Source organism: Pseudomonas sp. P5_B2 (genome assembly GCF_056400445.1).
Window position 1 is genome coordinate 1 of sequence record NZ_JBFULH010000171.1, and the last position, 8,243, is coordinate 8,243.

The 8,243-nt window shown below is 59.0% G+C and carries 6 protein-coding genes and 1 other RNA gene; all 7 read right to left on the reverse strand.

Features of this window, described 5'->3' with window-relative positions; translation table 11 throughout:
* Positions 1-245, reverse strand: a transfer-messenger RNA (tmRNA) gene (gene ssrA / locus AC1DRJ_RS14690); the annotation flags it as partial.
* A gap of 100 nt (positions 246-345) precedes the next feature.
* Positions 346-624 (reverse strand): hypothetical protein, encoded by a 279-nt coding sequence (locus AC1DRJ_RS14695; RefSeq protein ID WP_477802799.1) that lies wholly within the window; start codon positions 622-624, stop codon positions 346-348.
* A 201-nt stretch (positions 625-825) separates the two neighbouring features.
* Positions 826-3,636 carry an FAD-binding and (Fe-S)-binding domain-containing protein gene (locus tag AC1DRJ_RS14700; RefSeq protein ID WP_477802800.1) on the reverse strand — a complete coding sequence of 937 codons (2,811 nt, stop codon included), beginning with the start codon at positions 3,634-3,636 and terminating at the stop codon, positions 826-828.
* On the reverse strand, positions 3,633-4,304 hold the full coding sequence (locus AC1DRJ_RS14705) for a LutC/YkgG family protein (protein WP_477802801.1): 672 nt from the start codon (positions 4,302-4,304) through the stop codon (positions 3,633-3,635). Before AC1DRJ_RS14705 ends, AC1DRJ_RS14700 begins: the two co-directional genes overlap by 4 nt.
* Positions 4,304-5,758 (reverse strand): LutB/LldF family L-lactate oxidation iron-sulfur protein, encoded by a 1,455-nt coding sequence (locus tag AC1DRJ_RS14710; protein WP_477802802.1) that lies wholly within the window; start codon positions 5,756-5,758, stop codon positions 4,304-4,306. The genes AC1DRJ_RS14705 and AC1DRJ_RS14710 overlap by 1 nt, the downstream gene beginning before the upstream one ends.
* Complete coding sequence (locus AC1DRJ_RS14715; protein ID WP_477802803.1) at positions 5,755-6,579, reverse strand: (Fe-S)-binding protein; 825 nt, start codon at positions 6,577-6,579, stop codon at positions 5,755-5,757. The genes AC1DRJ_RS14710 and AC1DRJ_RS14715 overlap by 4 nt, the downstream gene beginning before the upstream one ends.
* A gap of 115 nt (positions 6,580-6,694) precedes the next feature.
* The coding region (locus AC1DRJ_RS14720) for a lactate permease LctP family transporter (protein WP_477802804.1) at positions 6,695-8,243 on the reverse strand (1,549 nt) is incomplete at its 5' end.

Genomic DNA, 8,243 nt, shown 5'->3' on the forward strand with positions numbered 1-8,243 from the left:
ACGTACTGCACGGCGATTCTGTTCTATATGACAATCACTTTGGGTTTACAGACATCCCCTGATGATTGCTGGACCCGAAGGTACCAGGAGGGAAGGGCTAAGGCTGCTTACGCAGCGAGAGCGTATTCCCCGTAGGTTTCGTCATTGGCAACTATAAGAAGTTGCAACAGTGGATTTACGAGTTCTGTTACCAACTCGGCATGCACCTAAAGTTTCGCAACCGGCGTCGAATCCTAAACGGCCCCGAGCTTGCTGCTCTGTGAATCAAAGTGAGCAACAAGCCTGCGCAGTGTACGCCAACAAGGCTCAGAAGGCCAACCCGAAGGTTGGCCCTGAGCGCTGCGGCTATTTACTGCCTTTCTTGGCATTCTTCATGGCCTGGATGACCTCATTCGTTTCAGCGATGCAAGCTTTTGTGCCTTCTGCAGTTCCTTTTGCCTGATCGGCTTTGGCCTTCTCAACGCCTTCTTTGATCGTACCCATCATGTCTTCTGAACTCTGGTACTCCGCCTGGTTATTTTCGATCGTTTTCAGGTTGACCGCGCATAGGTCTTCAGCAGCAAATGAAGCAGAAGTCATCAGGGAAGCAGTAACGAAAAGGCCAAACAGTACAGAATGTTTCATGTGCATCTCCTTGAACTGAAGAACCAGGCATCGCTGACCACAAGGACGGTCTGCCGAGTTTTGGAAAGGCCCCACGYTTGCGGGACTTGATAGGTGGACTGCGTCGACAAGTCAGGGTTCGAATTTTCTACGGCAGGGCTGTCGATTCCAGCAAGAAGCATTACAGAAGGCGCATAACTCGCCTTCCTTGAGTTCCTGCTATCAGTTCACCCTGGCCTTGGTAACGCGATCCACTAGATAGACTAGCCCGTGGTAGTCAATCCTGCTGTGTTGTGTCAGCCCTATCTCACAAGTGCGACTGGTCGAGATCCCCTCGCTGCATTGCTGAACCGCGTCCTTGAGCGTTCTCAACGCATGAGCATTCAATTCCGGCGTAGTGAATCCCTTGTCACCGGCAAACCCGCAGCAGTGAATCCCTTCCGGAATGACTACGGTTTTGCTGCACTTGCGCGCCAGATCGATCAATGCCTGGCCTTCGCCCAGATGCTGGGTGCTGCAGGTGACGTGCACGGCAATCGGCGCTTCCTGGGGCGTGAAATCCAGGCGATCCATCAAATGCGTTCGGATGAAACGCACGGGGTCGTACAGGTCCAGTCGAACCTCGCCCAAATCCTCAACCAGCCGTAAGGTGCAGGGGCTGGTGTCGCAGTAAATCGGGTCGAGCCCGCCGCGACTGGCGTGCAGCAAGGCGCCGATCAGTTCCTGGCGTTTGTGTTCGGCCTGTTCGGCGTAACCTTTGGAAGCGAATGGCTGGCCGCAGCAGAGGTTGTCTTGATTGTCCGGGAAGACCACTTGGTAACCGGCCTTTTCCAGCAGGCTGCGGGTTTTGTCGAACAGCGACATCTGTTCTACATCACCGGCCGCCGGGCCCATGACCCGCGACACACACGCCGCCAGGTACACCACCCGGGGGCGCTCGTCCGACACGGTCGGGCTGAAGCGAATGGCTTTTTCCGGCTGCGGCATGGCATTGGTCCATTGCGGGACCTGACCTTTGGACAGCTTCGTCAGGGTCGCCGAAAGCTTTGCCAGGCGTGGTGCACCCAACAACATCCGAGCGCCATTGGCCACGTGAAGGGTGAAGCGGGCGCCTTGCAGTGCGGTGGCGAAATTTCCTTCTAGCCAATTCGCCGTTTTCACATGCTTGGCGTTCCGGCTGCGGAGTTTTTTCACCAGTTCGCCGGTATTGATGYCTACAGGGCAGCGCTGCGCACAAAGGCCGGTGGCCGCGCAGGTGTCGATGCCTTGGTATTCGTAAGCCGCTTCAAGTTCGGTGGTGTCGACGCCGGCGCGCTTTTTAGCCTGAATATCCCGCCAGATCACGATGCGCTGGCGCGGGCTCAGGGTCAGGCCTTTCGACGGGCACACCGGCTCGCAGAAGCCGCACTCGATGCACTTATCCACAATTTCATCGGCGGCCGGTAATGGCTTCAGGTGCTTGAGGTGGATTTGCGGGTCTTCGCTGAGCACCACGTCCGGGTTGAGAATGCCGTTGGGGTCGAGCAGGCGTTTGAGCTGCCACATCAACTGGTACGCATCGCTGCCCCATTCCAGCTCGACGAAGGGCGCCATGTTGCGTCCGGTGCCGTGTTCAGCCTTCAGCGAGCCGCCGAACTCCACCGCCACCAATTGCGCCACGTCGTCCATGAACGCCTGATAGCGTGCGACTTCTTCCGGGTTGTTGAAGCCTTGGGTGAAGACGAAGTGCAGATTGCCTTCCAGTGCGTGTCCGAAAAGGATCGCTTCGTCGTAGTGATGTTTGTCGAACAACTCGATCAGGCGGTTTACGCCGAGGGCCAGTTGTTCCACCGGGAAGGTCACGTCTTCGATGATCACAGTGGTGCCGGTTTTACGCACGGCGCCGACGGCGGGGAAGGTGTCTTTGCGGATCGCCCAGAGACGAGCGTTTTCCACCGGGTCTTCGGTGAAGTCGACCTGTTTCTCCACCGGGAACGAGGTCAACGACGCCATGATCTGCGCCAGTTGTTCTTGCAGCAAGGTCGACGATGCAGCGCGGGATTCGATCAGCAGCGCGCAGGCATTGTTCGACAGGTGCTGTACGAAAGCGGGCATGCCGGGTTTGCTCTGCACCGAGCGCAGGCTGCGGCGGTCCAGCAGTTCCACGGCCGACACCGGTTGGCTTTTCAGCACGGTCACGGCGTTACAGCAGGTTTCCACGTCGGGGAACACGATCAATGCCGAGGCTTTGTTCGGGTGGTCGATCACTGTGTCGTACGTCACCGCGCTGATAAAGCCGAGGGTGCCTTCGGATCCCACCAGCAAGTGGCTCAAGATATCCACAGGCTCATCAAAATCCACCAAAGCATTGAGTGACAAGCCGGTGGTATTTTTCAGACGGTATTTGTGGCGAATTCGCGCAGCCAGTTCGGCATTGGCGCGCGTCTCACGGCCCAACGTGGCCAGACGCTCAAGCAGTGAGGCGTGGCTTTGACGAAACGCCGCGACACTGGCCGCGTCTTCGGTATCGAGTCGGCTGCCGTCGGCCAGCACCAGCCGGATGCCGGCCAGCGTGTGATAGGTGTTCTGCGCCGTGCCGCAACACATGCCGCTGGCGTTGTTGGCGACGATGCCGCCGATTTTGCAGGCGTTGATCGAGGCCGGATCCGGGCCGATCTTGCGTCCGAACGGGGCCAGCCAAGCGTTGGCCTGTGCGCCGATCACGCCCGGTTGCAGACGGATTTGCGTACCTTGGCCACGGATCTCGCGGCCGTTCCAGTTATCCCCCAGGACAATCAGCACCGAGTCGCTGATGGCCTGGCCAGACAGGCTGGTGCCAGCGGCGCGGAAGGTCACCGGGACCTGATCCCTTTGTGCCAGTTTGAGCAGCGCGACGACTTCGTCTTCCGACTCGACGCGAATCACCAGTTTCGGAATCAGTCGATAAAAGCTGGCGTCAGTGCCGAAGGCCAATGTCGACAGCGGGTCGTCGAAACGTCGCTCTTGGGGGATCAGTTGCTGCGCATCTCTCAGGAAAGCCGCCGGTAGACTCATTGGTCCTCCAGGATCAAAACCACCAAGTCTTTCGGACCGTGTGCGCCGTAGGCCAAAATCTGTTCAATGTCTGCGGTTTTCGACGGGCCGGACACCAGCAGAGCGTTGGTCGGCATGCCTTGGGCCCAGTTGAATTCCTGTTGCACCTGATAGAAATTGTCGCGGATCTCGCTGGCCTTGAGCAGGGCGAAATGCACCGGCGGGACCAGACTCATCAAACGCGGTTCTTCCCGGGTCGGCCACAGAATCAGGCTGCCGGTGGCGGCGATGGCGCCGAGGGTGCCGGTCAGGCTGGCCGGGGTGTCGTTGAACAACTCTGCTTTCCATTCTTCAATCGGGCGGTCGTAGGCCTTGAGTGTCGGCAGCCCCGGATTATTCGCCCAATGCTGTGAAAGGTGTTGACCGTGAGGCGTCGTCGGCGCGATCAACAGGCTAGGCAGCTGGCGAGCCTGTAACAACTGAGCCAGCAGCGAAGGCCAGCCTTCGCCGGACGTCAGATGGATTTCGGTGTGCACCGCTTCCATCAATTTGCGCAGCTGCGGGATGCGTTGTTCAGCGCTGTAGGTGTAAGGCGCGGTCACCAGTTCGACGTCGAATTCGTCAGGCACGGGCGTGGTGCCGGTCAGACTTTTGCGTAATTTGGCGAGGATGTTTTGCTTGGCGCTCATCAGCGGTCTCCCTGTTTGGCCAGATGTTCRCGGGCCATGTCGTGCAGTGAGCGGGCAGCGGGTTTCGGTGCGCTGTGGTTTTGTGTCCACGGGCCGACATTATTCGGCGTCAGCGCGCGCAGGCGAGTGGCGAAGAAGCCGAACAGTCGGTACAGCGTCGGCGAGCTGTTGAGCTTGGCCCAGGCGTTCCAGATGAACCGTTCTTTGCGTGAATACTTACTGCCTTGACCACGCATGACTTGATGCGGGCTGTCCGGCGCTTTGACGTTCTCCTCCCGTAGGCGACGCAGGAGTGCCGGGATAGGAATTTTTACCGGGCAAACTTCGCCGCATGCACCGCAAAGGGATGAAGCGCTGGGGTGGTCGGGCACTTTCGCCAGGCCGACCATGTGCGGCGTGATGATTTTTCCGATAGGCCCGGGGTAAACCTCCCCATAGGCGTGACCGCCGATTCGGGTGTAGACCGGGCAATGATTCATGCAGGCGCCACAGCGGATGCAGTTCAGGGTCTGGCGCAGTTCACTGTCGGCAAACGCCTGGCTGCGACCGTTGTCGAGCAAGACCAGGTGCACTTCCTGAGGGCCGTCGAGCTCATGTTCCTTGCGCGGGCCGGAGATCATGTTGACGTAGGTGGTGATCGGAATGCCCAKCGCCGAACGGGTCAGCAGTGACAACAGCGGCACTACGTCGCGCAGGTTTTCCACGACTTTTTCGATGCCGGTGACGGCGATGTGCACCGGGGGTACGGCGGTGGTCATGCGCCCGTTGCCTTCGTTTTCCACCAGCAACAGGGTGCCGGTTTCGGCTACGGCGAAGTTGACACCGGAGACGCCGATGTCCGCTTCAAAGAATTTCTGCCGCAAGACTCTGCGACCGATCTGAATGAGTTGGTCAACGTCCTTGGTGTATTCCACGCCAAGTTTGTCGTGGAACAAGGACGCGACCTGACCGGCATTCTTGTGGATCGCCGGCATAATAATGTGTGAAGGCTTCTCGTGGTCGAGCTGGACGATGTACTCCCCCATGTCCGACTCCAGGCATTCAATACCTTGAGCCTCGAGGACATGGTTCATCTCCATCTCTTCGCTGACCATCGATTTGCCCTTGATCACTTGCCGCCCCTCGTGAGCGCGGATGATCGAAAGGACGATGCCATTGGCTTCGTCCACCGTTTCCGCCCAGTGCACTGTCACACCGTTGCGGGTCAGGTTCTGTTCAAGCTGCACGAGCAGGTCGGGCAACTTGGATAATGCTCGGGCGCGGACAGCATTGCCCAGCGCTCGTAAATGTTCTCGCTCGTGGGCATCGCTGAAAGACGCTGCCCGTTTTGCCATCAGTGAATCCATCGCAGTGCGAAAGTTGTTTCGCAGTTGCTTGTCGTCCAAAGCCTTGTGAGCCCTGGCGCGGAAATCTTCTTCGACGCTGACCGTCGGAATAATCGTGGAGGCGCTCATCGTGCACCTCCGGTTCGCTGCCAGAGGAAACTGGCCAGGTGTTGGCCGCGTAACGCTTCCTTTTGTTTCTCCAGCGAGCCGTTGATGTTCATCAAGCAGCCGCAGTCGGCACTGAGTACCTTGTGCGCGCCGGAGTCCTTCAACGACCGGGTCTTGTCTGCCACCATCGCGCCGGAAATGTCTGGCATTCGGACGCTGAAAGTCCCGCCAAAGCCACAGCATTCACTTTCGTGATCGTGATTGACCCGCTCCACGTTGCTCAATTGCGCCAACAACTCGCGACCGTGCAGGTGGGTGTTCATCTCACGGCGGGCCGAACATGACGTGTGCAACGCCACTTTGACCGGTGCGCCTCTGTCCTTGAGCTGCACTTTGCAGACAAACAGCAGGAACTCGGCCAGTTCATACGTTCTGGCCGCCAGGGCTTGAACCTGCTTCAACGTGTGCGGCTCGTCCTTGAACAAGTCGGCATAGTGTTCACGCAACATCCCGGCACACGAACCGGACGGCACCACCACCGGATAGTCGCCGGCAAACAGCGCCAGTTGCGAACGCGCCACGGTCCTTGCCTGCTCGGTGTAACCCGAAGTGTAGGCCGGTTGTCCGCAGCAGCTCTGCCCTTGCGGGTACTCGACACGAATGCCTTCGCGTTCCAGCAAGTGGATCGCGTCCATCCCGGCTTCCGGGTAGAACAAATCCACCACGCAGGTACCGAACAGGTAGACCCGTGACGGTTTTTCGCTGGGGTATTGCCGAGGCTCGGGCATTGGCGGGGCGACGCGGGTCGCGTTCGGCAAGGCGTTGTAAAAAAGCTCGCTCATCAGGCGTGTCTCCGGGTGGTCCCGGTTATCCGTCCGCTATTGCAGACCGGGTTGTGAATTGCTGACGCCGGAATCGTGGTCCGGCGTCGTTTTTTGCTTTTTTAACCTGTAGTACTTAGTGCACCAGCATGCCGGTAAACCAGTAGGCCTGAGCCAGGGTGATCAAACCGACTATCGTTGCAAAGAATAGGCTGTGCTTGAGGGTGAAGCGGAACAGATCCGATTCTTTGCCCACCAGGCCGGTCGCAGCGCAGGCCACGGCGATCGATTGTGGCGAGATCATCTTGCCGGTCACGCCGCCGCTGGTGTTCGCCGCTACCAGCAACACATCGTTGACACCGATCTGGTGCGCAGTGGTTGCTTGCAGTGAGCTGAACAGTGCGTTGGAGGAGGTGTCGGAACCGGTCAGGAACACACCCAGCCAGCCGAGGAACGGCGAGAAGAACGGGAAGGCTGCGCCGGTGCCGGCCAATACCAGAGCCATGGTCGACGACATGCCCGAGTAGTTGGTGACGAAGGCAAACGCCAGCACCATGCCGATCGACAGAATCGGCCAGCGCAGTTCGTAGACGGTCTCTTTAAAAGTGGTCAGACCAGTTTTGATGTTGATCTTCAGCACCAGCATCGAAATCAGCGCGGAGAAGAAAATAGCGGTACCGGTCGCGGAGATCGGATCGAGTTTGAATACCGCCGGAATAGCAGTGGGAGCCGCCACGATCGGTGCAACCTTGATCACCATTTGATCCAGGTGCGGGATGGYGAAGTTGAACACCCAGCTGTACATCGAGCCGCCGGCAGCAAACATCGCCTTGAACGGTTTCAGGGTCCAGATGGTGACCAGTACGGTGAGGATCAGGAACGGTGACCAGGCTTTGATGATTTCCAGGAGGCTGTAAGGCGAAGCGACGGTGGTGCGCTTCTGGCCGAAACCACCGGTGCTGGCGGTTACCACGGACGCCGAGACGGCGCCGACGATGTGCTGGCCGGCGGCGCGTTTTGGTTGCCAGACCTTCAGGAACAGGGTCAGGGAAATCAGGCTGGCCAGGGCCGAGGTGATGTCCGGCAGTTCCGGGCCGATGAAGTTCGAAGTGAAGTACTGGGTGACGGCAAAGCTCAAACCGGCCACCAGTGCGGCAGGCCAGGTTTCCCGAACGCCGCGCAGGCCATCCATCATGAACACCAGCCAGAACGGCACGAACAACGACAGCAGTGGCAGTTGGCGACCGGTCATGGCGCCGATCTTGAAGGCGTCGATGCCGGTCACTTGCCCGGCCACGATGATCGGAATCCCCAAGGCTCCGAATGCGACGGGTGCGGTGTTGGCGATCAGGCACAGGCCGGCGGCGTATAGCGGATTGAAGCCCAGTCCCACCAACAGCGCGGCGGTAATTGCGACCGGCGCACCGAAACCAGCGGCGCCTTCGAGGAACGCACCGAAGCAGAAGCCGATCAGCAATACCTGCAAACGCTGGTCGTCGGTGATCGACAGTACCGAACTGCGGATCACTTCAAACTGGCCACTCTTGACCGTCAATTTGTAGAGGAACACGGCCGCCACAATGATCCAGGCGATGGGCCACAGACCGTAAGCGAAGCCATACCCGGCGGCGGCGAACGCCATGTCGACTGGCATCTGGAAGGCCAAGATCGCCACGGCAATGGAT